The organism is Dryocola sp. LX212 (genome assembly GCA_041504365.1).
Classification (GTDB): Bacteria; Pseudomonadota; Gammaproteobacteria; order Enterobacterales; family Enterobacteriaceae; genus Dryocola.
Genome location: CP167917.1, coordinates 1,842,442 through 1,867,322, shown reverse-complemented (window position 1 = coordinate 1,867,322; position 24,881 = coordinate 1,842,442). Strand labels below are relative to the sequence as shown.

Sequence of the window (24,881 nt, the reverse complement as noted above, 5' to 3'; positions counted from 1 at the left end):
GTTATATTTATTCTTTTTATTCAATTAATTAAAGTTGCATCAATCCGATCGTTTTTTTACATGCGGACTAAAGCAACCACCCTGGCGGCGGCGGAATGAAGTTCGTATCAGGCTTCCGGGGGCGGAACTAGAGAGGAATAATATCGAGGGAAACGACCTGCTGCTGCCAAAGGTCTATCTGCTTTTTACGTGCGGCGGTAAGTTTGCCGCCGGTGACCAGCAGCCACTTACGATCCGGGAAGATTTCCGGAGCCAGGGCGGCAGGCGGTACGGGAAGCACGTCGATGCGATGCCCCTGGCCCGTGCGCACGAGCGCCTCAAGCCAGATTTCGCAGGGATCGGTCAGATACCAGCCGGTAATCAGGTAGTTGTCACCCGGCGCTTTTTTATCCCCCTCCAGGCAGTAAGAGGTATAAGAGATGATGATGCCGTCGAGGATTTCGCGCAGGGTCATCATCACCGGCACGTTGGCCGAGACTTTACTGCGCAGCGGCCGCAGCACTTCCGTGACCAGCTCCGGGCGGGGGTATTCGCGGCCCGCATCATAAATCAGCTGGCGAAGGGAGTCGATTTTCCCCTCCTTCAGTCGCTGCAGCATGCTTTCCTGCAGGCTGAGCCAGTTGTTTGTACGGCGCACGCCGGGGCGGGCCAGCAGCGGCTTGACCTGGCTGACCGGCACCCCTTTTTTCACCCAGTCGAGAATTTTGAGCGCCTGCTGGATGTCGTCGTCGCTGTACTGACGGTGCCCGCCGTCGCTGCGCTGTGGCTTGAGCAGGCCGTAACGACGCTGCCAGGCACGAAGCGTGGTCGCGTTTATCCCGCAGAGCCGGGCAAATTCGCCGATTGAGTAAGACATAAGGGGCACCTGATGACGGATAATGCTCTCAATATACTACGAAATATGCCGGGATGAGTGCCGCACGGGCAGTTTCACTCTGCTTTATCCGCCGCCGTCACCGGACCGCGGAAAGCCCTGCGCCATTCGCTGGGGCTGACGCTGAACCTCGCTTTGAAGCTCTGGCGGAAAGAGACCGGCGACTGAAAACCGGCCATTTCGGCCACGCGCTCAATGCTGCTGTCCGTGGTTTCCAGCAGCTCCTGGCTTCTTTGCAGGCGCTCCGCGTTCAGCCAGTCTCCCGGCGTTGCACCGGTTGCCCTGAAAAAATGCCGGGTCAGCGTTCTCCGGCTCATATTGACGAATTCTGCCAGCGAGTCCAGATTGTGGTGCTTCTCCAGATTGCGGCGCAGATAATCCATCAGCTCGTTCATTTTGCCGTCGCGCGTCGATACCGGAACGGGGCGTTCAATAAACTGCGCCTGCCCCCCTTCCCGATAAGGCGGCACAACCATGCGTCTGGCTACACGGTTGGCCATCGCCGAACCGTAATGGTCGCGAATAATATTAAGGCAGCAGTCGATACCGGCCGCGGTGCCCGCGGAGGTGATAAGCCGTTCATCGCTGGTGTAGAGCGAGTTGCTGTCCAGATGAACCGAGGGGAATCTTTCGATGAAGTCCTGCTCGAATTCCCAGTGCGTTGCCGCTCTGTGACCGTCGAGCAGGCCGGAGTAGGCCAGTACGTAGGTGCCCAGACAAAGGCCCACCACCTCCGCGCCGCGCTGCCATGCCTTTGTCAGCGCATCCAGCAGCGCCTCGGAAGGCTTCTCTGCCGCATGATTCCAGTAGGGAACGATGACAATGTCCGCAACATCGAGCCGCTCTAAACCGTGCTCTACGTTAATAGAAAGGCCAATATCAGACAGGACCACGCCAGGTTTCTCAGCGCAAATCTCCACCCGGAAGAGATCAGGCTGCGGCATGGCAGACCCAAACAGTATGCAGGGTACGGAAAAGTGAAACGGACTGAATCCGTCCGTAGCGATCACGGCTACCGTCAGTGCAGGCATAATTTTGACCTTACCTTAAGAGGTTCGGGAGGCACGGCGGGAAAACATCTCTTCCCAACCTGCCCCGCTCAGGTAAAGTAGCTTATCAGAAAGCCAGGGTCTCGCCGTCCGCAGGAATAAGAACTTTATCCTCAATGCCGTGTTCAAGCGTGAACTCACGCAGCTCCGCGCGGGTCAGCAGGCAGTGGTTGATTGATTCCATATGCGAAGCCACGATGGTCGCGGCTGGCAGCAGCTTATGGGTGCGCAGCGTGTCCTCTTTGCCCATGATGATTGGGCCATAGAGATCGTTAACGGCATAGCCGGTGTTCAGCACAACAACGTCCGGCTGGAAGCGCTGCAGGCTTCTTACGTAAGGTTTTACCCAGACGGTATCCCCGGCGATATAAAGCGTTTTTTCGTTATGGTGGGTAAAGACCAGCCCACACGCGTCGCCAAGTAGCCCGCCCCATTGGGCATCTGCATACAGCTCGTTGCTGCCGTGCTGGCCGTCGGTTTTATAAATGGTCAGCCCGTCAACAAAATGGTTTTCATCTTTCAGCACGCGGATATTAAGAAAGCCCTGCGAGCGGACCAGTGCGGCGTCGTTCTCATCCTGCGTATAGATAAGCATATCTTTAGGCACGGCCTGCTGCGCCGCTTCGTCCCAGTGATCGGTGTGCGTGTGCGTCAGGATCACGGCATCGACGGCCAGCAAATCCTCTACGGCCATCGGCAGGGAAACCATGGGATTGCGCAGATGGGGACGGGCATTCCCGGCAAACCCGTCCCAGGCCTCTTTTTCCGCCAGCATAGGATCGATAAGAAATCTTTTACCGGCATAGTCCAGTACCAGCGTAGCGTTGCGAACCTGCGTTAATTTCATATTGTGACTCCCGATTTCCATCAGATTTTGTGGTTCAGCCACCGCGGCTGGTTAGCCCGACAAGGTAGCTGCGAGTGGAGCCACTATAAGAGCTGGCGCGAAAGGGCGTGACATGCCCACTGGTCATTAACCGATGAAATCGGGTCAACTGTAAAGTAACGTCGATAAAACGCTGTCAGTGGCGCATATCCTTCGTGCAGCGCTACTTCAGCTTTTTCACCCATTCAGTGCAAAAATCAAGATAAGCCCGCACGAGCGCTGAAGGATGTTTGCGGCGGGCATAGACGAGGTTTAACGGCATGGTTTGTCTGGCGGCTCCGGGCAGCAGCTGTACCAGCTCGCCGCTTTCCAGCCAGGGCCTGGCTGAGAAATCCATCAGCTGGGTAACGCCCATACCGCTCAGAGCATAATGAATTAATCCCTGTAAATTATTGGTGGAGAAAAACGGCTCGTATTTAACTTTTTCTGAGCCAGACCCCCATTCAAAAAAGCCGTGGTTCAGCGTTTCCCAGGCGGCAACCGGCAGCCGGGCCATTTCAGCCAGCGTTTCCGGCGTGCCGTAACGCGCCAGCAATTTCGGGCTTGCCACAAACAGGATTTCCACGTCCATAACGGTTTTTGCAATCACATCGTCCGTATTCAGGCTGCCCATTCTTAGCGCAACGTCTACGCCATCCTCGAACAAATCAACGACTCTCTCGCTCGAGTGGCAAAATACGTGGATATCGGGATAGCGTTGCTGGAATTCGAGCAGCAAATCCCACCACAGCGAGAAATTAGGTGGGACGGACAGGCGCAGCTTGCCCTGAAGCTTGTGGGCAGAGGTGACCGATCTCTGTGCATCCTCCAGTAGCTCGACGCCCGGACGGGCCTGTTCAAAAAACTGCTGCCCTTTATAGGTTGGCTTAACCCCCTGCCTTGAGCGGTCCAGCAGCTGTACGTTCAGGGCCTGCTCAAGTTCATTAATTTTTCGACTCAGCGTTGAGATCGGCACCCCCAACCTTTCGCTGGCCGCTGAAAAACTGCCTGCGTTAACCACCGCGATGAACAGCTTCGTTGCGTTAAAATCCACTTTTCTTTCCATATTTGGACATCAGGTGTTTATTTTTGGTGATTCCATTCCATTTTGCAAAGGGTAAAATTTTCCCATCTTATTTGCACCGGAATTAAAAAATGAACCGCGTCACTGAACTGCTGCATATCCGCTATCCGCTTATCCAGGCACCCCTCTATTTCCTGACCAATGCTGAACTCGTCGCTGCCGTTTCTAACGCCGGTGGCCTGGGCACGCTGGGGCCGCACGCCGGGCAGGACAGCCTGCCGGATTCGCGTTATACGGCCCTGGACCGCATGCGCCAGGAGATCAGAAAAGTCAAAAAGCTGACGGAAAACCCCTTTGCCGTAACCTTAATTAACGGGCCTGACATGAGCTTCTGGCGTCCAACCGCGGAAATGTTCGTTGAGGAAGGCGTGGAGGTGGTGCTTATCAACGAAGTGCTGGACGCCGAAATATATGATTTCTTCAGACGTAACCGCATAAAAACGCTCTACCGCGCCCTGACGCCCACCGTCGCTAATTCAAAAGAGGCCGAGAAATTAGGGGCCGACGTCATTATTGCGACAGGTTTTGACGAAGGGGGCACCGTCCCGACCCGCGTGATTGGTACGTTCAGCATCGTGCCGATGATAGCGGATAGCGTGAATATCCCGGTTATCGCTGCCGGGGGTATAGGTGATGTGCGAGGGGTGCGTGCCGCAATGGCGCTGGGAGCAGAAGGGGTCTTTGCGGGCAGCCTCTTTTTGACGGCCCTTGAGAACCCCGCAGATGAGAAAGTTAAGCGCCTGATCGTCAAGTCCTGCGCCGAAGATTTGCTGCTGTTCCGTACGCTTCCCGCGTATTACCGCACCCTGCCCACCGACCTAAGCCCGAAGCTGGCGGAGTTAGAGGCGCAGGACACCGATCGCGAAACCATGTTTGAAGCAATGAACGGCTACCACTCCCTGTGGCAGGCCATGAGGCTCGGAAATTTTGATCGGGGGATAGTGTCCACGGGCACGGGGATTTCAGTAATCAAATCAATTCGTCCGGCCGCAGAAATCGTAGCGGACCTTATGCAGGACTTTCAAAAGGGAAGCGGCGTCTGATTTGGCGCCGTCCGGTATGACCGTCTGCTCCTCACGAAATCGCATTAAAGGGTGCGACCGACTGACTTCGGCCAACCCAATGGGCCATACCGGATCCCGTATAGATTCCCACGAAGAACGCCTATTGATCTGGGGAGACATCGTCCATTATCCCCACATCCAGTTCGCGCATCCGGCGGCTTCCATTGTCTTCGACAGCAATCCTGCCCAGGCCGAAGCGACGCGAAGAGTATTACTCGACCAGGTAGCCAGGGAGAACATACTCGTTGCAGATATGCATCTGGACCAGACGGGATTTGCCCGCGTCCGGCGGGCCAATGACGGATATCAGCTTTATTGCTAATATAAACGGGAGCCATAAGCCGCAGGGAATCGATGAGGAATCGGAACAGGCAGGCGTAAGCATCACCTGAACCTTCCCTGCATCCCAACTGACCTCAGCCGTTTAATAACGTTTTTCGTTCGTGGTCAAGCAGCCATTCTTTACGGGCAATGCCTCCGCCGTAGCCCGTCATTGCGCCGTCTTTACCAATAATTCTGTGGCATGGAATGACGATGGCTATTCGGTTCGCGCCATTCGCTGCGGCCACAGCGCGTACTGCATTCGGTTTTCCAACCAGGACAGAAAGCGCCAGATAATGTGACGTTTGGCCATAGGGAACTAAACCTGTTTCCTGCCATACGGAGCGTTGGAAAGCAGTGCCGGGAGCATCAAGGGATAAGGTAAATTGCTGGCGATCCCCGCAAAAATATTCATTCATTTCAATTTCCGCCTGACGCGTATGATTATTTTCGCCCGAAATTATCCGCGCTTTAAATAAACGCTGGAGATCGCGAAACTCTCTCTCCAGCATTCGACGATCCGCAAACTCAAGCAGGCAAATGCCGCGTTCAGTGGCGCAAACAAACATAGGTCCGAGCGGTGAGGTAAAACGGTGTATCACAATCACCTCACTTTGACTCGTTGGAGCCGCACCTGTGAGTTGCTTAAAGGTATAACCGAAACCACTTAATGATTCGTAACCGTTATCTAACGCTACATCAGTGGCACCACGCCCCGCCTTTAATTCCTGAAGGGCAGTATTTACCTTCTGCATTCGTTGAAATGCCTGGAAGGTCATTCCATGATTTTGGATAAACCAACGCCGTACCCGCTCCGGGCTAATACCCTGATTACTTAGCGCCATATCGCTTATTCGTGTTTTAGGATTCGCACGCAGCAACGCAAGCGTTTGTTCGATGAGCAAGGGCGCACTGCGCGCGTTTTCTGTGGGGCGGCATACTTTGCAGGGACGAAAACCTGATTCCAGCGCGGATTCAAAATTGCTGTAGAACTCGACGTTCTCCCGTTTCGGCTTTCGCGCCCGGCATACTGAAATACAAAAGACGCCTGTCGTTTTGACGCCGACATAAAACACACCTGTGTACTCTGAGGCGCGATCAAGTAAGGCCTGATACCAGGTATTACATTGGTCTTTATCAGTAACTTTCATCTGCAAAAAGCCCTGCAAATGAGCGATCTGTTTGAATAGCTGACATCAACGCTTCCAGTTTTGACTGAACGGATGAATGCACGAAACTCCCCATAGAAATGCGTTTTACACCCAACGTTTCCAGTTTACTAAAGGTGGGTAGCTCCGGCATACACATGATGTTTAAAGGCAGGTTAAGCGCTTTGGTAATAACTGCAATATCATTTTCCGACGTCAGGCATGGAATAAATATCCCGTCTGCCCCCGCTGCCTCATACAGCTGGCCGCGTAATAACGTTTCGCGCAATGCTTGCTGATGATCAAGTAGGTATGTATCGGTACGAATATTTAAAAACAGATGGCAATTCGCTGAGACCAGTAACTTGCGAATCTCTTTTAATTTAAACGCAAAGGCATCGGGATCGCCCAACTGCCTGACACCATTAACCACGCAGCTGTCCTCGAGATTTACCCCCACAACACCGAGATGGGCCAGCCGCTTAAGATGAGCCGATATCTCTTCAACTGAACCACCAAATCCCGCTTCGATATCAACGCTTAATGGCAGATCGGTGACAGACCGGATACGAGAAACAATATAGAATAGTTCCTCAAACGACATTGCCTCTCCGTCATCGTAGCCTAACATCGCAGCAATCGCTGCACTTGAAGTACCCAGAGCTTTATAGCCCAGTTGGTCGGCGGTAATAGCGCTCACGGCATCCCAGACGTTGGCGATGATCAGAGGTTGGTTTTGATGATGAAGCTCAGTGAAGTTCATGAGTATCCCTCTATTGTTTAGATACAGATGAATCTAGAGCATTCGACAAAGGCCTCACAACCGAAAATTGGACGACCATTTTTTAAATTATCAAAATTAAACGGCTACCGGGGTCAATCTGACTAGAACGGTCATGGATTATCCAGAAGCGAGGTAGCAAAATAGCAATTCCCCTCTCTGAGATACTGAACAAGGAGAAGGCTACAATACCCAAAAACTGCTCGGACATAAGGCTCAAAAACAGACAGATCGTTACAACGATGACAGGGGAAAAGACTGGACGACAATAGCCGTTTAGGAAATTTCAGGAAGGGAGTTTTGATAACTTATTTTGATAAACTTTTGATAACCATTCATAAGCTAATAATAAAAACGGGAACCATCAGGTTCCCGTCGTCACATAACCAAAAAAATTGATTACATGTTTTTAATGATAGCGTCGCCAAACTCTGAACATTTCAGCAGCTTAGCGCCGTCCATCAGGCGTTCGAAATCGTAGGTTACGGTTTTGGCGTTAATCGCGCCTTCCATACCTTTGACGATCAGGTCTGCGGCTTCGAACCATTCCATATGACGGAGCATCATTTCTGCGGAAAGGATGATGGAACCTGGGTTCACTTTATCCTGACCTGCATATTTTGGTGCGGTGCCGTGGGTGGCTTCGAACAGTGCGCATTCGTCACCGATATTGGCACCCGGTGCGATACCGATGCCGCCAACCTGCGCAGCCAGCGCGTCAGAGATGTAGTCGCCGTTCAGGTTCATACAGGCAATCACGTCGTATTCCGCAGGACGCAGCAGGATCTGCTGCAGGAACGCATCGGCGATCACGTCTTTCACAACGATCTCTTTGCCAGTATTTGGGTTCTTGATTTTCACCCATGGGCCGCCGTCGATAAGCTCGCCGCCGAACTCTTCGCGAGCCAGCTGGTAACCCCAGTCTTTGAAAGCACCTTCGGTGAACTTCATGATGTTGCCTTTGTGCACCAGGGTCACGGAATCACGGTCGTTGGTGATCGCGTACTCGATGGCTGCACGAACCAGGCGTTTGGTGCCTTCTTCGGAGCAAGGCTTGATGCCGATACCGCAGTGTTCAGGGAAACGAATCTTCGTTACGCCCATCTCATCGCGCAGGAATTTGATGACTTTTTCCGCTTCGGCGCTGTCCGCTTTCCACTCGATGCCCGCATAGATGTCTTCTGAGTTTTCACGGAAGATGACCATGTTGGTTTCTTCAGGGCGTTTTACCGGGCTTGGCGTGCCCGCATAGTAACGCACGGGGCGCAGACAGACGTACAGGTCGAGCTGCTGGCGCAGCGCAACGTTCAGGGAACGAATACCGCCGCCGACCGGGGTGGTCAGAGGGCCTTTGATGGCCACGCGGTAGTCACGAATCAGGTCCAGAGTCTCTTCTGGCAGCCAGACGTCCTGGCCGTACAGTTCGGTAGATTTTTCGCCGGTATAGATTTCCATCCAGGAAATTTTCCGCTCGCCTTTGTAGGCCTTCTGCACGGCGGCATCCACCACTTTGATCATGGCTGGCGTCACGTCCACACCGATACCATCACCTTCAATGAAAGGAATGATCGGGTTGTGAGGAACGTTCAGTTTGCCATCTTGCAGGGTGATCTTTTTACCTTCCGCCGGAACAACTACTTTGCTTTCCATTAACCTCTCCTTCGAGCGCTTCTGTTTTGTTAATGATTTGTAATATGCGTGTCAATACTACTTGAATATCAGGCCCGCGCCAATCACTGGTGATTTCCGTTATAATGCGTTAATCGCTACCGTCTGAAAACACTATGAATAAAACTTCTTTTAGAAATCCAACAGTTAAACGATTCAGCACCCGCCGTCCTGCCAAAAAACCCGCGGACCGTGGACCGAAGCGGCTGGTTATCTTCAATAAACCCTACGATGTGCTGCCGCAGTTCACAGACGAAGCGGGACGCAGCACGCTGAAAGATTACATCCCGTTACAAGGTATCTACGCCGCCGGGCGTCTTGACCGCGACAGCGAAGGCCTGCTGGTACTGACGAACGACGGCCAGCTCCAGGCGCAGCTCACCCAGCCGGGCAAAAAAACCGGGAAAATTTACTACGTGCAGGTAGAGGGCGAACCAACGCAGGAAGCGTTAGAGTCGCTGCGTAACGGCGTCACGCTGAACGACGGCCCCACCCTGCCCGCAGGCGCCGAGCTGGTTGAAGAGCCGCAGTGGATATGGGCGCGTAATCCGCCGATTCGCGAGCGCAAGGCTATCCCCACCAGCTGGCTGAAAATCACGCTTTACGAAGGCCGCAACCGCCAGGTCAGAAGAATGACGGCGCACGTCGGCTATCCAACGCTGCGCCTGGTTCGCTTTGCTATGGGTAATCTGGAATTATCGGATTTAGCCCCCGGAGAATGGCGGGAAATCCCGCTGGACAGCATTTAAGGAAAACGCATGTTTAAACCGCACGTTACCGTCGCCTGCGTGGTTCAGGCGCAGGGGAAGTTTCTGGTTGTTGAAGAGACCATCAACGGCAGGGCGCTCTGGAACCAGCCTGCCGGGCATCTGGAAGCTGACGAAACGCTGATTCAGGCCGCCAGCCGCGAGCTGTATGAAGAAACCGGCATTCGCGCCGAGCCGCAAACCTTCATCCGCATGCACCAGTGGATCGCCCCGGATAATACGCCCTTCCTGCGTTTTCTTTTTTCAATAGATTTACCGGAGCAGCTGCCCACCGAGCCTCACGACAGCGATATCGATCGCTGCCTGTGGCTGGACGCGCAACAAATTGTTAACGCAGATAATTTACGCTCGCCGCTGGTTGCCGAAAGTATTCGCTGTTATCAGAAAGCGGAACGTTATCCGTTAGCCATGCTCGGCGCGTTCAACTGGCCCTTTAGTTAAGGGTGCCAGGGCCGGGGATGCGTGATAGAATACGCCGCCTTTAAGTTCAATGTCGTGAGTACTCCATGTCTGATAACAGCCAGAAAAAAGTGATCGTCGGGATGTCCGGCGGTGTTGATTCCTCCGTTTCCGCTTACCTGTTGCAACAACAGGGTTACAAGGTGGAAGGCCTGTTCATGAAGAACTGGGAAGAGGATGATGGCGAGGAGTACTGTACCGCAGCCGCCGATCTGGCGGACGCGCAGGCCGTATGCGACAAGCTCGGCATTGAACTGCATACCGTCAACTTTGCTGCCGAATACTGGGATAACGTCTTTGAACACTTCCTGGAAGAGTACAAGGCCGGGCGTACGCCAAACCCGGACATCCTGTGCAACAAAGAGATCAAATTCAAAGCCTTCCTTGAGTTCGCCGCAGAAGATCTAGGCGCCGACTATATCGCGACCGGCCACTACGTGCGTCGCGCCGACGTCGACGGCAAAAGCCAGCTGCTGCGCGGCCTGGACGGCAACAAAGACCAGAGCTACTTCCTTTATACGCTCGGCCACGAGCAAATCGCGCAGAGCCTGTTCCCGGTTGGCGAATTAGAAAAACCAGAAGTGCGCCGCATTGCCGAAGAGCTGGATCTCATCACCGCGAAGAAAAAAGACTCCACCGGCATCTGTTTTATCGGCGAGCGCAAATTCCGCGAGTTCCTCGGCCGCTACCTCCCTGCCCAGCCGGGTAAAATCCTTACCGTTGACGGTGAAGCCGTGGGCGAGCACCAGGGTCTGATGTACCACACCCTCGGACAGCGTAAAGGCCTTGGCATCGGCGGCACCAAAGAAGGCAGTGAAGAGCCGTGGTACGTTGTTGATAAAGACGTAGAAAACAATATTTTGATCGTGGCCCAGGGCGGCGATCACCCTCGTCTGATGTCCGTGGGCCTGATTGCCCAGCAGCTGCACTGGGTGGACCGCGAAACGCTGACTGCGCCGCTGCACTGCACGGTGAAAACCCGTTACCGTCAGACAGATATTCCCTGCACCATCACGCCGCTGGACGCGGACCGCATTGAAGTGCGTTTCGAAGAGCCGGTTGCGGCTGTGACGCCAGGCCAGTCCGCGGTGTTTTACCTCGGCGAAGTGTGCCTTGGCGGCGGCATTATTGAACAGCGTTTGCCTCTCATCGACTAAATTGTGGACAAGGACGATACACTGTGGCTAAGAATTATTTCGACATTACCCTCGCGCTGGCAGGTATCTGCCAGTCGGCCCGTCTGGTTCAGCAGCTTGCCCATCAGGGCCACTGCGATCAGGACGCGCTCCATGTCGCCCTCAATAGTGTTATCGATCTTAACCCCGGCTCTACGCTCGGCGTGTTTGGCGGCAGCGAAGCCAACCTTAAGCTGGGTCTGGAAACGCTGCTCGGGGTGCTGAACGCCAGTAACCGTCAGGGGCTGAACGCCGAGCTGACGCGCTACACCCTGAGCCTGATGGTGCTCGAGCGCAAGCTGCACGGCAGCAAAGGCGCGATGGACAATCTCGGCTCCAGCATCGCCGGGCTACAGCGTCAGCTGGAGCATTTCGATCTGGAATCCGACACCCTGCTCAGCGCCATGGCAGGCATTTATGTCGATGTGATAAGCCCGCTTGGGCCGCGCATTCAGGTTACCGGCTCCCCTGCCGTGCTGCAAAGCCCGCAGGTACAGAGCAAAGTTCGAGCCTCGCTGCTGGCTGGTATCCGCGCCGCTGTGCTGTGGCACCAGGTTGGCGGTGGCCGCCTGCAGCTCATGTTTTCCCGTAATCGCCTGTGCACGCAGGCCAAACAAATTCTTGCTCATTGTTAACCTCTCTGGAGTTGTAACTTATGGAATTATCCTCACTGACCGCCGTTTCACCCGTAGATGGACGCTACGGCGACAAAGTCAGCGCGCTGCGCGCTATCTTCAGCGAGTTCGGCCTGCTGAAATTTCGCGTCCAGGTCGAAGTTCGCTGGCTGCAAAAATTAGCCGCGCACCCAGCGATCAAGGAAGTTCCTGCTTTTGACGCCGACGCAAACGGTTACCTTGATAAAATCGTCGCGGAGTTCAGTGAACAAGATGCCGCACGCATCAAAACAATCGAGCGCACGACCAACCACGACGTGAAGGCCGTTGAGTACTTCCTGAAAGAGAAGGTCGAGGCGATCCCTGCCCTGCACGCGGTATCGGAATTTATCCACTTCGCCTGCACCTCTGAAGACATCAACAACCTCTCCCATGCGCTGATGCTGCAAACGGCTCGCCAGGAAGTGGTACTGCCGTACTGGCGCAAACTGATTGACGCGGTGAAAGACCTATCGGTGCAGTATCGCGATATCCCGCTGCTCTCCCGCACCCACGGCCAGCCGGCAACGCCGTCGACTATGGGCAAAGAGATGGCGAACGTGGCCTACCGCATGGAGCGCCAGTTCCGCCAGTTAGGTAACGTGGAGATTCTGGGCAAAATTAACGGCGCGGTCGGCAACTATAACGCCCACATCGCCGCCTACCCGGAAGTTGACTGGCACCAGTTCAGCGAAGAATTCGTGACTTCTCTGGGCATCCAGTGGAACCCGTACACTACCCAGATCGAGCCGCACGACTATATCGCCGAGCTGTTTGACTGCGTGGCGCGCTTCAACACCATCCTGATCGACTTCGACCGCGACGTGTGGGGCTACATCGCTCTGAACCACTTCAAACAGAAGACTATTGCCGGTGAAATCGGCTCGTCCACTATGCCGCATAAGGTCAACCCAATCGACTTCGAAAACTCTGAAGGCAACCTGGGCCTGTCCAACGCCATGCTGCAACATCTGGCGAGCAAGCTGCCGGTGTCCCGCTGGCAGCGTGACCTGACGGATTCCACCGTGCTGCGTAACCTGGGCGTGGGCATCGGCTATGCGCTGATTGCGTACCAGTCAACGCTTAAGGGCGTGAGCAAGCTGGAAGTGAACCGCGACCGCCTGCTGGCCGAGCTGGATCTGAACTGGGAAGTGCTGGCGGAGCCAATCCAGACCGTGATGCGCCGCTACGGCATCGAAAAGCCGTACGAGAAGCTGAAAGAGCTGACCCGCGGCAAGCGCGTGGACGCCGAAGGTATGAAGCAGTTTATCGACAGCCTGGCGCTGCCGGAAGAAGAGAAAACCCGTCTGAAGCAGATGACGCCAGCCAACTATATTGGCCGCGCAATCAGCATGGTTGATGAGCTGAAGTAAGTTCTCCTGACGCAGGTCTACCCGCCCTACGCTTTTTCCAAAGGTAGGGTGGATAAGCTTGCGCCATCCACCACTTTCCCTCACATTCCCCGTTGTTTATTCAAGGTTTACCCCCTTCCCGCCATAATTAGCGTTAAACTATCTGTGCCATTTATACATTGAGGAAGAGCGATGCGCGTTCTGGTTGTGGAAGATAATGCCCTGTTACGTCACCATCTGCAGGTGCAGCTGCGTGAGGCGGGTCACCAGGTGGATGCTGCGGAAGATGCCAAAGAAGCGGACTACTTCTTAAACGAGCACGCGCCGGACATCGCCATTGTCGACCTTGGCCTGCCCGATGAGGACGGCATGAGCATGATCCGCCGCTGGCGCAGCCACGACGTCACTATTCCGATCATGGTGTTAACCGCACGCGAAGGCTGGCAAGACAAAGTTGAAGTGCTGGGCGCAGGCGCGGACGATTACGTCACCAAACCCTTCCATGTGGAAGAGGTAGTGGCGCGCATGCAGGCGTTGATGCGCCGCAACAGCGGCCTTGCCTCACAGCTTATCTCCATGCCGCCGTTCCAGGTGGATTTGTCCCGCCGTGAGCTATCGGTTAACGACAACATCATTAAGCTTACCGCCTTCGAGTACACCATCATGGAGACGCTGATCCGCAACGCCGGGAAAGTCGTCAGCAAAGACGCCCTGATGCTGCAGCTCTATCCGGATGCGGAGCTGCGCGAAAGCCACACCATTGACGTGCTGATGGGCCGCCTGCGTAAGAAAATCCAGGCGGAGCACGAGCCAGAAGTCATCACCACCGTACGAGGCCAGGGCTACCGGTTCGATCTGGGCTGACCATGAGATACTTAAGCCACCTCCTCCCGCTCTCGCTGCGGGTTCGCTTTCTGCTGGCGACCGCCGCGGTGGTGATGGTGCTGTCCCTCGCCTACGGCATGGTAGCGCTGGTTGGCTACAGCGTCAGCTTCGATAAAACCACCTTCCGCCTGCTGCGCGGCGAGAGCAACTTGTTCTACACGCTGGCTAACCGCGTCGACGGTAAAATCCAGGTCGAGATCCCGGAACACCTGAATCTGCAAAGCCCGACCATGGCGCTGATCTATGACGAACACGGCAAGCTGCTGTGGACCCAGCGCAACGTGCCGCACATCGTCCAGCAGATAAAACCCGAGTGGCTGACCGCCAACGGATTTCACGAGCTGGAAGCCAATTTTGACACCAGCCGCGCGCTGCTGGCGAACGACAGCCCTCTACAGGAAAAGCTCAAAGACATCCACGAGGATGACGACGATTACGAGATGACGCACTCGGTGGCGGTGAACCAGTATCCGGCAACCGCGACTATGCCCGCGTTAACCGTCGTGGTGGTTGATACCATCCCGATTGAGTTGAAGCGCTCGTATATGGTGTGGAGCTGGTTTATCTACGTGCTGCTCGCCAACCTGCTGCTGGTGATCCCCCTGCTGTGGGCCGCCGCCTGGTGGAGTCTGCGCCCGATAGAAGAGCTGGCGAAAGAGGTGCGGGAGCTGGAAAAGCACGACCGCGACAGCCTGAATCCGGAAACCACCCGCGAGCTGACAAGCCTGGTCCGCAACCTCAACCGCCTGCTGCGCACCGAGCGTGAACGCTACGATAAATATCGCACGACGTTAACCGACTTAACCCACAGCCTGAAAACGCCGCTGGCCGTGCTGCAAAGTACCCTGCGCTCTCTGCGCACCCGCAAGCTGAGCGTAGAAGATGCCGAGCCGGTCATGCTTGAGCAGATCAGCCGCATCTCCCAGCAGATAGGCTATTACCTGCACCGGGCCAGCATGCGCGGTAACAGCACCCTGCTCAGCCGCGAGCTGCACTCCGTCGCCCCGCTGCTTGATAATCTCTGCTCGGCGCTGAATAAGGTTTACCAGCAGAAAGGGGTGGATATCTCGCTGGATATCTCGCCGGAAATCACTTTCATTGGCGAGAAAAACGACTTTATGGAAGTGATGGGCAACGTGCTGGACAATGCTTGTAAGTACTGTCTGGAGTTCGTGGAAATCTCTGCCCGCCAGCTGGATAACACGCTGCACCTGTACGTGGACGACGACGGTCCCGGCATCCCGGAGAGCAAACGGGCGATTGTTTTCGACCGCGGGCAGCGCGCCGACACGCTGCGTCCCGGCCAGGGTGTGGGGCTGTCCGTCGCCCGGGAAATCGTTGAGCAGTACAGCGGCGAAATCGTCCCGGCCAGCAGCGAACTGGGCGGCGCGCGGATGGAAGTCATTTTTGCGAGACAGCGTCCAGTCAGCGAAGAAGATTGAAAATACTCCCGTAATCGCCCGCCCCATCCGTTATAATCCAGGCAGGTTCCTTCACCTGCCGGATTAAAAAAAATGGAATACACCCTCGACTTAAACTGGCCCGATTTTATCGAGCGCTACTGGCAAAAACGCCCGGTGGTCCTCAAGCGCGGCTTCAAAAACTTCATCGACCCCATCTCCCCTGACGAGCTGGCAGGCCTTGCCATGGAAAACGAGGTGGACAGCCGCCTGGTGAGCCATCAGGACGGGAAATGGCAGGTCAGCCACGGTCCCTTCCAGAGCTACGATCACTTAAGCGAAAACAACTGGTCGCTGCTGGTGCAGGCGGTGAACCACTGGCATGAGCAAAGCGCCGGGCTGATGCGCCCGTTCCGCGCCCTTCCGGACTGGCGTATCGACGATCTGATGATCTCCTTCTCCGTCCCCGGCGGCGGCGTGGGCCCCCATCTGGATCAGTACGACGTGTTTATCATTCAGGGCGTGGGCCGCCGCCGCTGGTGCGTGGGCGAAAAAGTGCCGATGAAGCAGCACTGCCCGCATCCGGACCTGCTGCAGGTGGAGCCGTTCGCAGGGATCATCGACGAGGAGCTGGAGCCGGGCGATATCCTGTATATCCCGCCGGGCTTCCCGCACGAAGGCTACTCGCTGGAAAACTCGATGAACTACTCGGTAGGCTTCCGCGCGCCGAGCGGCCGCGAGATGATCAGCGGCTTTGCGGACTATGTACTGCAGCGCGAGCTGGGCAGCCTGCGCTATACAGACCCGGACGTGCCGTCCCGTCAGCACCCTGCGGACATCCTGCCGGAAGAGCTAGAAAAACTGCGCGGCATGATGCTGGATCTGGTGAACCAGCCGGAGCACTTCAAAGCCTGGTTCGGCGAGTTTATTACCCAGTCGCGCCACGAGCTGGACGTCGCCCCGGCAGAACCACCGTACCAGCCGGATGAAATCTACGATGCCCTGAAACAAGGCGACTCCCTGACCCGCCTGGGTGGCCTGCGCGTGCTGCGCATCGCGGATGAGGTGTACGTTAACGGCGAGAAGCTGGACAGCCCGCACCGTCCGGCAGTTGAAGCCCTGGCGAACCACATTACGGTGAATGCTGAAGTGATTGGCGACGCGCTGGAAGATCCGTCGTTCCTGGCGATGCTGGCCGCGCTGGTGAACAGCGGGTACTGGTACTTCGAAGACTGATCGCTTTTCTTATACCGCCTTCTTCCCTTCTCCCTTTTCCCCTCTCCTCTTTGGAGAGGGGTGGGATGAGGGAAACTTTACGCTGACCTGGCATTCTTCTTGCCCCCTTTTCCCTTTGAGAAGAGGGCTGGGATGAGGGAACGTTACACTAACTTGGCATTCTTCTTCCCCCTCGCCCCTCCAGGGAGAGGGGCGGGGTGAGGGGAAAAACGCACGCTTGTGTGACAGAACTCATGACCCCCCCCACTATCGGATGATATTTTCTAAATCAACACGCCTCACAATTGCTGAATTTTTTACACTGAACAAAATTGAAGCAAATTTTACTTAGGGATAGTTTAAATCCGCTGCGAAAGCAGCAGATTAGCCGGCAGGGTACAAGCTGGCTCACTCTTTGAAATGGAGTTTAAACTATGGCTATTCCAGCTTATCTATGGCTCAAAAACGACGGCGGCGTGGACGTTTGTCGTCCAATGAAGCGGTTAATCCTTCTGGGTCTGCTCTCTTGTCTGGTCTGGGCGGGTGGAAATGCTATCGACTGGCCCGCTTCGCTGAAGGACGTCGAATCAGGCGAGCAAGACTGGCTTGATAAGGTCCCGGAACTGGCGGCCACGGCGGACGTTAAGCAGGCCGCTGGTCTCGAAGATGCACTTTCTATAGCGTTACCAATGAATACCACGGGCGTTCTGGATACACTCGGCACCATCGACGCAAAATCATGGCCCCATATGATTGGGACGGACCTCGTTTGTGGCGTTCCCGCTGAACTGTTCACCAATGACGCAATGGTTGAAGATTATTACCAGCGAACCCGGCTGGCCCTGCTGGAAATGGACAAAAGAGCAACCTGTCTGTGGATCCTCGAAGCGACATACGAAGAATGGAAAGCAGACAACGCCAGTAAGGCTAAATAATATTTCGCCTTCAGGCACAAAGCACGGTCGACCAATTCGCCTTCGCAACCACCGTCAGGTACTAACTGCGAAGGCGACACCACTGATATTTAATGAATACCCGGCACCGCCTCGCCATCCAACATCGCCAGCCCGCTCTGATTTTTGTGACCAGCGATGAATTTATTCTTCTTAAAATCATAGTACTATGCGCACAGCATCATAAACAAAGGGACATGGAATGAATGCTTCGGATTATTTAAGGACAAGGTTTCAGAGTGACAGACAGCTCGCCATATATGCCAAAAATGGGTTCACCAACACGATGCAGGCAGCAAAGGGTATCGCCTCTGATATCTATTCAGGGCTGGAAAGGGCAAGTTGGTACTCAAGCTGTTTTATTCCCAGATATAACGATGTGTGCCAGGAGCTAATGGCAGAGGAAATCAGAACAGCCTATTCTATTCAGTCAATTTTTAGATACCATGACGTCCTTGGTCATATGCTTTATTTATACTTCCAGACTGTATGTAAGGATGTTAAAGAAGGAAATAAAGAGGGATCTGCACAGAAATTGGTTCGCGATGTGGCCCATCTAACAGCTCATTTTACAGTAGCAGGGGGTACCCGATTCGCTGTAGCATCAGCCATGGCGGTGACTATCGCAAAATCTGAGCTTCTGTCAAAAGTTGTGGCGCAGAAAGTGGCTGGAAAAATGCCGGTAGGAGTCTATCTCATTCAGGTCTTTGGTATTCAACAAAAAGCAGCCATGGCGGCACGCGCATTGAAAGCGATTAATCCAAACTATTACTGGATACTTTATCAAGCGAAGCTGGAGATGCTTTATTATTTCGTAGAACCGGTACTTTCTGAAATTACTGGCAACGTCAATGCTGGTGTCTACTCCACTCTCGATCAGCTTGCAGGGCATATCAGGGAGAAATTCGGTGTTTAAAAGCCTAATCTCACTTTTACTCTATAATCTTGTTCTCCCTGCAATATTGATTGGCTTCGCCTTACTCTGGCTATATTTTTCCCCAGAATATTGGTGGGGATTAATGCTCGTCACCATTATCGCTATTTTTTGGCTCTTTCCGATTATTACTGGCAAATTCGAAGTTCAAATGATGTAATGTTTTCAATATTGATTCAGTGAATACATAAAAGGAGTTTATGATGTCAAATCCAGCTTATCTTTGGTTAATGGATGCCAATGGATCACCGCTTGTCGGTTCGTCTCTGGTTTCGGATCGTATAGGTGCTATCGAAATAAAATCACTTACTCATAATGTGAATATTCCCGCAGATGGGAATACAGGGCGACTTACAGGAACTCGTATCCATGCACCAATTCAATTTCAGAAAGAATTTGATCGTGTAACCCCTCTTTTATACAAGGCCCAGAGCGAAGGAGCGACGCTCCAGTCTGCGACCATAAAAATGTACACCATCACTGAGGCTGGACTGGAAAAGGAATATTTCAATATCCTTCTGAACAACGTAAAAATAACCTCTATTACCGCAGACCTTTATCCTGGTGCTTCAACCGGAACACACCTTGAAACCGTCCTGCTGCGCTATGAAACCATTACCTGGAAGCATTGCGACGGGATATATCATATATACGGATGGATGGAATCAGCGCGTCGTGGCATAGCCATAATACCGATTAGCAGCAATTACGCGCCTTCTCAGCCTTGTTGAGAAGGCGCAATTGATTAGTGAATGCACGGCACGGCCTCGCCGTCCAGCATGGCCAGCCCGCTCTGATTTTTGTGACCAACGATGAATTTATTCTTCTTAAAATCATAGTACTATGCGCACAGCATCATAAACAAAGGGACATGGAATGAATGCTTCGGATTATTTAAGGACAAGGTTTCAGAGTGACAGACAGCTCGCCATATATGCCCAGAATGGGTTCATCAACACGATGCAGGCAGCAAAGGGTGTCGCCTCTGATATCTATTCAGGACTGGAAAGGGCAAGTTGGTACTCAAGCTGTTTTATTCCCAGATATAACGATGTGTGCCAAGAACTGAAGGCTGAAGAAATCAGAACAGTTTATTCCATTCAGTCTATTTTTAGATACCACGATGTCATTGCTCATATGCTTGTATTGTATTTTGAGATGATCTGCAACGATTTAGACAAGGGGAACGAGAAGAGTGGTATGCGTGGGTTGACGCGAAATGTTGCTAACGTTGCATCACATTTCGCTGTAACAAAAGCCACCAGAGGCGCAGTTGTACTGTCATTGGCTCAGGCCCTTGAAAAATCAAACTTTCTGACAAAAACTGTCGCCGAGAAATTAGCCGGTAGAACTGCCTTAGCTGTTGTGGCTGTCCAGTTTTTTGGAATGGAACAAAAAGCCGCAATGGCCGCAAGGGCATTAAAAGCGCTTGAACCTAAATATTACTGGATACTGTATCAAGCAAAGTTAGAGATGTTGTATTACTTCATTGAACCATTACTGTCAGACATCATCAAAAATGTTAATGCAGGATTGTACTCTGATTTTGAAGTTTTAGCCAATGACCTTAAGGGTAAATACGGTGTTTAAAAGTCTAATATCTCTTCTCATATCTGATTTTCTTTTTCCACTACTTATCTTCGCGGCTGCATTATTTTTTATTTATTTACTGCCAGAATACTGGCTTCCTTTAACATTTATATCAATAATACTACTAATTTGGTTTCTGCCAATATTCTCAGACAGGTTTGATAAGTATAAATAATATTCCCGCAGACTCAATAAGTTCAAATAACGTAACATTTTCAATATTGATTCAGTGAATACATAAAAGGAGTTTATGATGTCAAATCCAGCTTATCTTTGGTTAATGGATGCCAATGGATCACCGCTTGTCGGTTCGTCTCTGGTTTCGGATCGTATAGGTGCTATCGAAATAAAATCACTTACTCATAATGTGAATATTCCCGCAGATGGGAATACAGGGCGACTTACAGGAACTCGTATCCATGCACCAATTCAATTTCAGAAAGAATTTGATCGTGTAACCCCTCTTTTATACAAGGCCCAGAGCGAAGGAGCGACGCTCCAGTCTGCGACCATAAAAATGTACACCATCACTGATGGCTGGACTGGAAAAGGAATATTTCAATATCCTTCTGAACAACGTAAAAATAACCTCTATTACCGCAGACCTTTATCCTGGTGCTTCAACCGGAACACACCTTGAAACCGTCCTGCTGCGCTATGAAACCATTACCTGGAAGCATTGCGACGGGAATATCATATATACGGATGGATGGAATCAGCGCGTCGTGGCATAGCCATAATACCGATTAGCAGCAATTACGCGCCTTCTCAGCCTGGTTGAGAAGGCGCAATTGATTAGTGAATACCCGGCACGGCCTCGCCGTCCAGCATGGCCAGCCCGTCGGAAGTGCGGATAAAGCGCGGCGTTTTCAAATCGTCTGCCAGCATAGCCAGCAGTTCGCCCAACAACCCGATAATGTATTCCTGCTGGTCTGCCGGAGCCTGCTGGTTCAGCAGCACCCTAGTTAATGCACAGCAGTATTCCCGGACGGTCTCTGAATCTGTGGCCCGCGGGCTGCGGTACTCTTCTGTAACGCCAGCTTCAACGGTAAGCAGCTCAATAAGATGTTCCGGCAGCGGTGCTTTTAAAACTGCCTTCAACATATTTAGCCCGGCGAGAAGACGCCCGCACAGCGCTAAACATTCAGCGTGATTATTGGTTTCAGTTAATTCATCAGCATAGATCTGGCATATCGCCAGCACCTGGAATAAATCGTGCTCCGCGCCAAGCGGTAATTTCAGTAAGGCTGTGAGATCCTCCGCAAAATCAGAATGATTATGGGTGATTTCAGGGCGAGCGAGTGTGGTACTATTCTTAATAGCCATGGTGTTAGCCTCTATAACATTGTGGTCAGCCCTCGTCTGGTGTTCCACCACCATTCGGGGGCGCTTCTTTTGCAATGCTTTATTGCCTGCCCTACTACTCTCCTCTAAAAACACTGGATGGGTCAACAGGTAAACTGCTGTTAATTATTGGAAACCTGAATTTTACGGCGGGGATCGCAATATAAAATGAAAATCGACTTTTCGTTGCAGGATCTTAAACACAAATACTTTGGTAAAGGCGTCTCAGATATTAATAGGAAGCTAAATCAGAAATTTATCAATTATAAAATATTAACAATGGAAAAAGGTGGCGACAATAAAATATCCTGACTCACCCTATCCAGAATACAGGCTCAGTGGTATCAAGATGGGCTTTGTTGAATAAATCAGATTTGGGGTAAGCATCTTCGTAGCTGGTTGCAGTTGTCAGATAGTACGCACGCTTTCTGGCATGCCTGCCTTCGTCATTTTGTTCAGCGCACGCACCATGGCCAAAGCTTCTGCAACCTGACCATCGTAGTCACGCAACGTCAGCGAACCACCGAACAACTGCTTTAACCTGTACATCGCCGTTTCCGCTATCGACCGACGGTTGTAATCTGTTGTCCATTTCCACCGTGCATTGCTCCCGCTCAACCGTTGATTCGCAACAGCACGATTACGGTCTGCATACTCACCTGGCCAGTAGCCCGCTCCCTTTCGGGGAGGAATGAGCGCGCTGATTTTCTTGCGACGCAGTTCGTCATGACATCGCCGCGTATCGTAAGCACGGTCCGCCGCCGCTGACCTGATTTTTCGGTGGGTTTGCCGGATAAGCCCCGGGAAAGCTTCAGCGTCCGTGACGTTGTTCAGCGACAGGTCCACGCAGATGACTTCATGCGTACTCGCATCAACAGCCAGATGCAGTTTTCGCCAGATACGACGGCGCTCTTTGCCGTACTTTTTGACTTTCCACTCACCTTCACCGAAGACTTTTAGCCCTGTGAAATCAATCACCAGATGCGCAATCTCGCCCCGGGTGGGCGTTTTAAAACTGACGTTAACCGACTTTGCCCCCTTGCTGGCACTGGTGTAATCCGGACAGCGAAGAGGAACACCCATCATGGCAAAAATGGAATCAATAAAGCCCTGTGCGGTTCGCAGGGTCAGGCGGAATACACGTTTAACGACCAGGAAGGTGGTAATGGCGAGGTCAGAATAGTGTTGAGGCCGTCCCCGCGATGAGTGTGTAGCGAGCTCATACCAGGCCTGAATAGCTCGTCATCAAACCAGAAAGTGACGGAGCCGCGGTTGATGAGGGCTTTGTTGTAGTCGCGCCAGTTGGTGACTTTAAACTTCTGCTTTGCCATGGGACGGTCAGTGTTGCCGGATGATGCGTGATCTGATCCTTTAACTCAGCAAAAGTTCGATTTACTCAACAAAGCCCCATGCAGAATATATAACTACCATCACATTATTAGAAATAAACATGCCCTATCTGCTGAAGGAGAGAAATCAACAGGCTTGACTAAAAAATAATCTTGCTATAGTTTTTTTAATGATTTAACCACAAACTTATAAGGGATATATATGGCGTGGACTGGTTTCGGTGGAAGTTGGTCAGGTGGTGTTCACAGCGGTGGAGACAGCTCGGGTAGTATTGGCGGCAGTAGTAGGGGTATGCGAGCACCTTCACCTGCCGATATTGCTTCTCAATTCAATAGTTACGGTGGAACACAAATCACAGCATCGCAAGTCTCGAATATTAAAAGTGATGGATCTGGGGGTTATACTGCGAATATCCAGGGGCAAAATAACACTGTATCTTCTGAAACTGGCAGTCGAACTTCAAACACCGTGGGCGGGTTTTCAGGTGTATTAACTTCTGCGGGAAAAGTAAGCAGTAGTAGCGGTTCAACTAGTTCCAACAATTCCGTTGCTCCAGGAGGATGGAGTATCAAACCAGGGGATTGGAGCAAATTACCTGATGAATTCGATACAACGGTTGATCAATTCAAATATAAGGTGAAGTTAGATCAATTCGGTAAAGCTATTTCGATTACGCAAACAGCTCCCCGCCCATACACCAAAGCTGAAAATTTGAAAGTTGCAGTAGCAAAATCACAGAATAAAAACCCAGGTGATTTATATCCAGAACTTGACTTTTCAAAAGGAGAACCAGAACGACAGGCCAAGGCAAAAAAAGAAGCTGAAATATCTTGGAAAACATTGCCGCCTAATATCAGAACTTTTGATGTTAATGTTGAAGGCTTTAGATACACGGTAAAATTAAACGAGCAAGGAACAGTAATCTCAACCACTAAAATAGCTGATCGTCCCTACACTAAAGCTGAAAATCTCAAGGTAGCAGTAGCAAAAACAAATAAAAAGACTCCTGGGGAAATGTTCCCGGAGCTTGATTTTGCTAAAACTGATCCTGAGAGAAAGCAAAAAGCTTCACAAAGCGCACAGGATTTGTTCAGTTCTTTTCCAACTAATGCCATAAGCATAGCTTCCGATTTTTATAAAGCATTAACAGAAAAATTTGGTGATAAACTATCAAAAGAAGCTAAAGCGCTAGAAGCAGCGGCAAAAGGTAAAAAATTACGTAGTGCATCAGAAGCGATAGCTGCATATGATAAATATAAAGGTAACCTTAACAAAAAATTCAGCGTAGCTGACCGAACCGCAATTGCAAAAGCCCTTGAGTCATTAGACAAAGGTACTATGGCTGCACAGTTACAGAAATTTAGTAAGATGTTCGGTGTAGTTGGCGAAGCAATAGCTTGGGGAGCTTTTGTGAATGGAGTCGTCAAAGGTTTTCGAACAGGCAACTGGAACGATGCGATCATTGCTGGTGAAAAAATTGCCGCTACAAAAATCGCATCTTTATTAGTTGTTACTGCATATGCCGTCATAGCAACAACTCCAATCGGAATTATAGGTTTCTCGGCAATTCTCGCTATGACTGCTGCTTTAATTACAGACAAAGCGCTTGAGGATTTAAATAAATTCATCCTTAGCCTTTAATCCAATGAGCAAGAGATTGTCTATCTCTTGCTCATTTTATATAACACCAAAAAAATCCCCAGAGGTAATGACAAAACTAAGCACAATGTGAAAACACCGTTATTCCAATACTGGAGAGGAATGTCTCCTTTTTTGATTCCACGAAAAAAACTCGCAACAAAAGGAAAAAACAAACTGCTTAATAAGCAATATGAAATTAAGATTAAACTTTCATTTAAATTAAGATTTGAGTTAACCAGAACAAAAACAAAAACAAGGATGTAGAAGCATAAACATAAAAAAAAGTCAGCAAGGTACTTATTCATTATC

21 protein-coding genes and 5 pseudogenes are annotated in these 24,881 nt (G+C 51.9%); 17 read left to right on the top strand and 9 right to left on the bottom strand.

Going from position 1 to position 24,881, the window contains the following annotated elements:
- Positions 1-127: 127 nt before the first annotated feature.
- The 4 genes from ACA108_08955 to ACA108_08940 form a co-directional block, all read right to left on the bottom strand.
- Entirely contained in the window at positions 128-856 is a 729-nt protein-coding gene (locus ACA108_08955; GenBank protein ID XEX97605.1) for a MerR family transcriptional regulator, read from the bottom strand.
- Positions 857-930: 74 nt separating this feature from the next.
- Complete coding sequence (locus ACA108_08950) at positions 931-1,905, bottom strand: GlxA family transcriptional regulator (GenBank protein ID XEX97604.1); 975 nt, start codon at positions 1,903-1,905, stop codon at positions 931-933.
- A gap of 85 nt (positions 1,906-1,990) precedes the next feature.
- Entirely contained in the window at positions 1,991-2,770 is a 780-nt protein-coding gene (locus ACA108_08945; protein ID XEX97603.1) for an MBL fold metallo-hydrolase, read from the bottom strand.
- A gap of 202 nt (positions 2,771-2,972) precedes the next feature.
- Positions 2,973-3,842 (bottom strand): LysR family transcriptional regulator, encoded by an 870-nt coding sequence (locus ACA108_08940; GenBank protein XEX97602.1) that lies wholly within the window; start codon positions 3,840-3,842, stop codon positions 2,973-2,975.
- Between the two features lie 101 nt (positions 3,843-3,943).
- Here ACA108_08940 and ACA108_08935 point away from each other — a divergent pair, with 101 nt between their 5' ends.
- Together ACA108_08935 and ACA108_08930 are read left to right on the top strand one after the other, a co-directional pair.
- On the top strand, positions 3,944-4,915 hold the full coding sequence (locus ACA108_08935) for an NAD(P)H-dependent flavin oxidoreductase (GenBank protein ID XEX97601.1): 972 nt from the start codon (positions 3,944-3,946) through the stop codon (positions 4,913-4,915).
- A gap of 82 nt (positions 4,916-4,997) precedes the next feature.
- Positions 4,998-5,258, top strand: a pseudogene (locus ACA108_08930) (MBL fold metallo-hydrolase).
- 94 nt (positions 5,259-5,352) lie between these two features.
- Here the strand turns inward: ACA108_08930 and ACA108_08925 are convergent.
- Entirely contained in the window at positions 5,353-6,408 is a 1,056-nt protein-coding gene (locus ACA108_08925) for a bifunctional transcriptional activator/DNA repair enzyme AdaA (protein ID XEX97600.1), read from the bottom strand.
- Positions 6,395-7,168: an isocitrate lyase/phosphoenolpyruvate mutase family protein gene (locus ACA108_08920; protein XEX97599.1), complete on the bottom strand. Its 774-nt coding sequence runs from the start codon at positions 7,166-7,168 to the stop codon at positions 6,395-6,397. Before ACA108_08920 ends, ACA108_08925 begins: the two co-directional genes overlap by 14 nt.
- A 196-nt stretch (positions 7,169-7,364) precedes the next feature.
- Here ACA108_08920 and ACA108_08915 point away from each other — a divergent pair.
- Positions 7,365-7,466: pseudogene (locus tag ACA108_08915) on the top strand (hypothetical protein).
- Between the two features lie 119 nt (positions 7,467-7,585).
- On the opposite strand, the gene icd reads toward ACA108_08915, so the two are convergent.
- Complete coding sequence (gene icd, locus ACA108_08910) at positions 7,586-8,836, bottom strand: NADP-dependent isocitrate dehydrogenase (GenBank protein XEX97598.1); 1,251 nt, start codon at positions 8,834-8,836, stop codon at positions 7,586-7,588.
- Positions 8,837-8,970: 134 nt separating this feature from the next.
- Here icd and rluE point away from each other — a divergent pair, with 134 nt between their 5' ends.
- The 13 genes and pseudogenes from rluE to ACA108_08845 all read left to right on the top strand — a co-directional run bounded on the left by rluE (position 8,971) and on the right by ACA108_08845 (position 20,971).
- Positions 8,971-9,603 (top strand): 23S rRNA pseudouridine(2457) synthase RluE, encoded by a 633-nt coding sequence (rluE, locus tag ACA108_08905; GenBank protein ID XEX97597.1) that lies wholly within the window; start codon positions 8,971-8,973, stop codon positions 9,601-9,603.
- A 9-nt stretch (positions 9,604-9,612) separates the two neighbouring features.
- Positions 9,613-10,062: an NUDIX hydrolase gene (locus ACA108_08900; GenBank protein XEX97596.1), complete on the top strand. Its 450-nt coding sequence runs from the start codon at positions 9,613-9,615 to the stop codon at positions 10,060-10,062.
- Positions 10,063-10,127: 65 nt separating this feature from the next.
- A complete protein-coding gene (gene mnmA / locus ACA108_08895; GenBank protein ID XEX97595.1) occupies positions 10,128-11,237 on the top strand; it encodes a tRNA 2-thiouridine(34) synthase MnmA in 1,110 nt (369 codons plus the stop codon).
- Between the two features lie 23 nt (positions 11,238-11,260).
- A complete protein-coding gene (gene hflD, locus ACA108_08890; GenBank protein ID XEX97594.1) occupies positions 11,261-11,890 on the top strand; it encodes a high frequency lysogenization protein HflD in 630 nt (209 codons plus the stop codon).
- 20 nt (positions 11,891-11,910) lie between these two features.
- A complete protein-coding gene (purB, locus tag ACA108_08885; GenBank protein XEX97593.1) occupies positions 11,911-13,281 on the top strand; it encodes an adenylosuccinate lyase in 1,371 nt (456 codons plus the stop codon).
- 171 nt (positions 13,282-13,452) lie between these two features.
- Complete coding sequence (gene phoP / locus ACA108_08880) at positions 13,453-14,124, top strand: two-component system response regulator PhoP (GenBank protein ID XEX97592.1); 672 nt, start codon at positions 13,453-13,455, stop codon at positions 14,122-14,124.
- Between the two features lie 2 nt (positions 14,125-14,126).
- Entirely contained in the window at positions 14,127-15,587 is a 1,461-nt protein-coding gene (phoQ, locus tag ACA108_08875; protein XEX97591.1) for a two-component system sensor histidine kinase PhoQ, read from the top strand.
- A gap of 72 nt (positions 15,588-15,659) precedes the next feature.
- Positions 15,660-16,781 (top strand): JmjC domain-containing protein, encoded by a 1,122-nt coding sequence (locus ACA108_08870; GenBank protein XEX97590.1) that lies wholly within the window; start codon positions 15,660-15,662, stop codon positions 16,779-16,781.
- Between the two features lie 413 nt (positions 16,782-17,194).
- Positions 17,195-17,695, top strand: a complete 501-nt coding sequence (locus ACA108_08865; GenBank protein ID XEX97589.1) for a hypothetical protein — start codon at positions 17,195-17,197, stop codon at positions 17,693-17,695.
- Between the two features lie 220 nt (positions 17,696-17,915).
- The gene (locus tag ACA108_08860) at positions 17,916-18,629 is read left to right on the top strand and encodes a hypothetical protein (GenBank protein ID XEX97588.1); all 714 of its coding nucleotides are present in this window, start codon (positions 17,916-17,918) and stop codon (positions 18,627-18,629) included.
- Between the two features lie 221 nt (positions 18,630-18,850).
- Positions 18,851-19,331, top strand: a pseudogene (locus ACA108_08855) (Hcp family type VI secretion system effector).
- 192 nt (positions 19,332-19,523) lie between these two features.
- Positions 19,524-20,237 (top strand): hypothetical protein, encoded by a 714-nt coding sequence (locus ACA108_08850; protein XEX97587.1) that lies wholly within the window; start codon positions 19,524-19,526, stop codon positions 20,235-20,237.
- Positions 20,238-20,490: 253 nt separating this feature from the next.
- Positions 20,491-20,971, top strand: a pseudogene (locus ACA108_08845) (Hcp family type VI secretion system effector).
- 61 nt (positions 20,972-21,032) lie between these two features.
- Here the strand turns inward: ACA108_08845 and ACA108_08840 are convergent.
- Positions 21,033-21,563 carry a hypothetical protein gene (locus tag ACA108_08840; protein ID XEX97586.1) on the bottom strand — a complete coding sequence of 177 codons (531 nt, stop codon included), beginning with the start codon at positions 21,561-21,563 and terminating at the stop codon, positions 21,033-21,035.
- A 426-nt stretch (positions 21,564-21,989) separates the two neighbouring features.
- A pseudogene (locus ACA108_08835) lies at positions 21,990-22,944 on the bottom strand (IS5 family transposase).
- 188 nt (positions 22,945-23,132) lie between these two features.
- Between ACA108_08835 and ACA108_08830 the strand changes: the two are divergent.
- Positions 23,133-24,572 carry a colicin-like pore-forming protein gene (locus ACA108_08830; GenBank protein XEX97585.1) on the top strand — a complete coding sequence of 480 codons (1,440 nt, stop codon included), beginning with the start codon at positions 23,133-23,135 and terminating at the stop codon, positions 24,570-24,572.
- Positions 24,573-24,881: the final 309 nt, after the last annotated feature.

Coding starts and splice junctions, on each gene's coding strand:
- ACA108_08945 (XEX97603.1), bottom strand. CDS start 2,770: ATGAAATTAACGCAGGTTCGCAACGCTACGCTGGTACTGGACTATGCC.
- ACA108_08955 (XEX97605.1), bottom strand. CDS start 856: ATGTCTTACTCAATCGGCGAATTTGCCCGGCTCTGCGGGATAAACGCG.
- ACA108_08840 (XEX97586.1), bottom strand. CDS start 21,563: ATGGCTATTAAGAATAGTACCACACTCGCTCGCCCTGAAATCACCCAT.
- icd (XEX97598.1), bottom strand. CDS start 8,836: ATGGAAAGCAAAGTAGTTGTTCCGGCGGAAGGTAAAAAGATCACCCTG.
- ACA108_08900 (XEX97596.1), top strand. CDS start 9,613: ATGTTTAAACCGCACGTTACCGTCGCCTGCGTGGTTCAGGCGCAGGGG.
- ACA108_08865 (XEX97589.1), top strand. CDS start 17,195: ATGGCTATTCCAGCTTATCTATGGCTCAAAAACGACGGCGGCGTGGAC.
- rluE (XEX97597.1), top strand. CDS start 8,971: ATGAATAAAACTTCTTTTAGAAATCCAACAGTTAAACGATTCAGCACC.
- ACA108_08860 (XEX97588.1), top strand. CDS start 17,916: ATGAATGCTTCGGATTATTTAAGGACAAGGTTTCAGAGTGACAGACAG.
- ACA108_08935 (XEX97601.1), top strand. CDS start 3,944: ATGAACCGCGTCACTGAACTGCTGCATATCCGCTATCCGCTTATCCAG.
- purB (XEX97593.1), top strand. CDS start 11,911: ATGGAATTATCCTCACTGACCGCCGTTTCACCCGTAGATGGACGCTAC.
- ACA108_08870 (XEX97590.1), top strand. CDS start 15,660: ATGGAATACACCCTCGACTTAAACTGGCCCGATTTTATCGAGCGCTAC.
- phoQ (XEX97591.1), top strand. CDS start 14,127: ATGAGATACTTAAGCCACCTCCTCCCGCTCTCGCTGCGGGTTCGCTTT.
- ACA108_08920 (XEX97599.1), bottom strand. CDS start 7,168: ATGAACTTCACTGAGCTTCATCATCAAAACCAACCTCTGATCATCGCC.
- ACA108_08850 (XEX97587.1), top strand. CDS start 19,524: ATGAATGCTTCGGATTATTTAAGGACAAGGTTTCAGAGTGACAGACAG.
- ACA108_08925 (XEX97600.1), bottom strand. CDS start 6,408: ATGAAAGTTACTGATAAAGACCAATGTAATACCTGGTATCAGGCCTTA.
- mnmA (XEX97595.1), top strand. CDS start 10,128: ATGTCTGATAACAGCCAGAAAAAAGTGATCGTCGGGATGTCCGGCGGT.
- phoP (XEX97592.1), top strand. CDS start 13,453: ATGCGCGTTCTGGTTGTGGAAGATAATGCCCTGTTACGTCACCATCTG.
- ACA108_08950 (XEX97604.1), bottom strand. CDS start 1,905: ATGCCTGCACTGACGGTAGCCGTGATCGCTACGGACGGATTCAGTCCG.
- ACA108_08830 (XEX97585.1), top strand. CDS start 23,133: ATGGCGTGGACTGGTTTCGGTGGAAGTTGGTCAGGTGGTGTTCACAGC.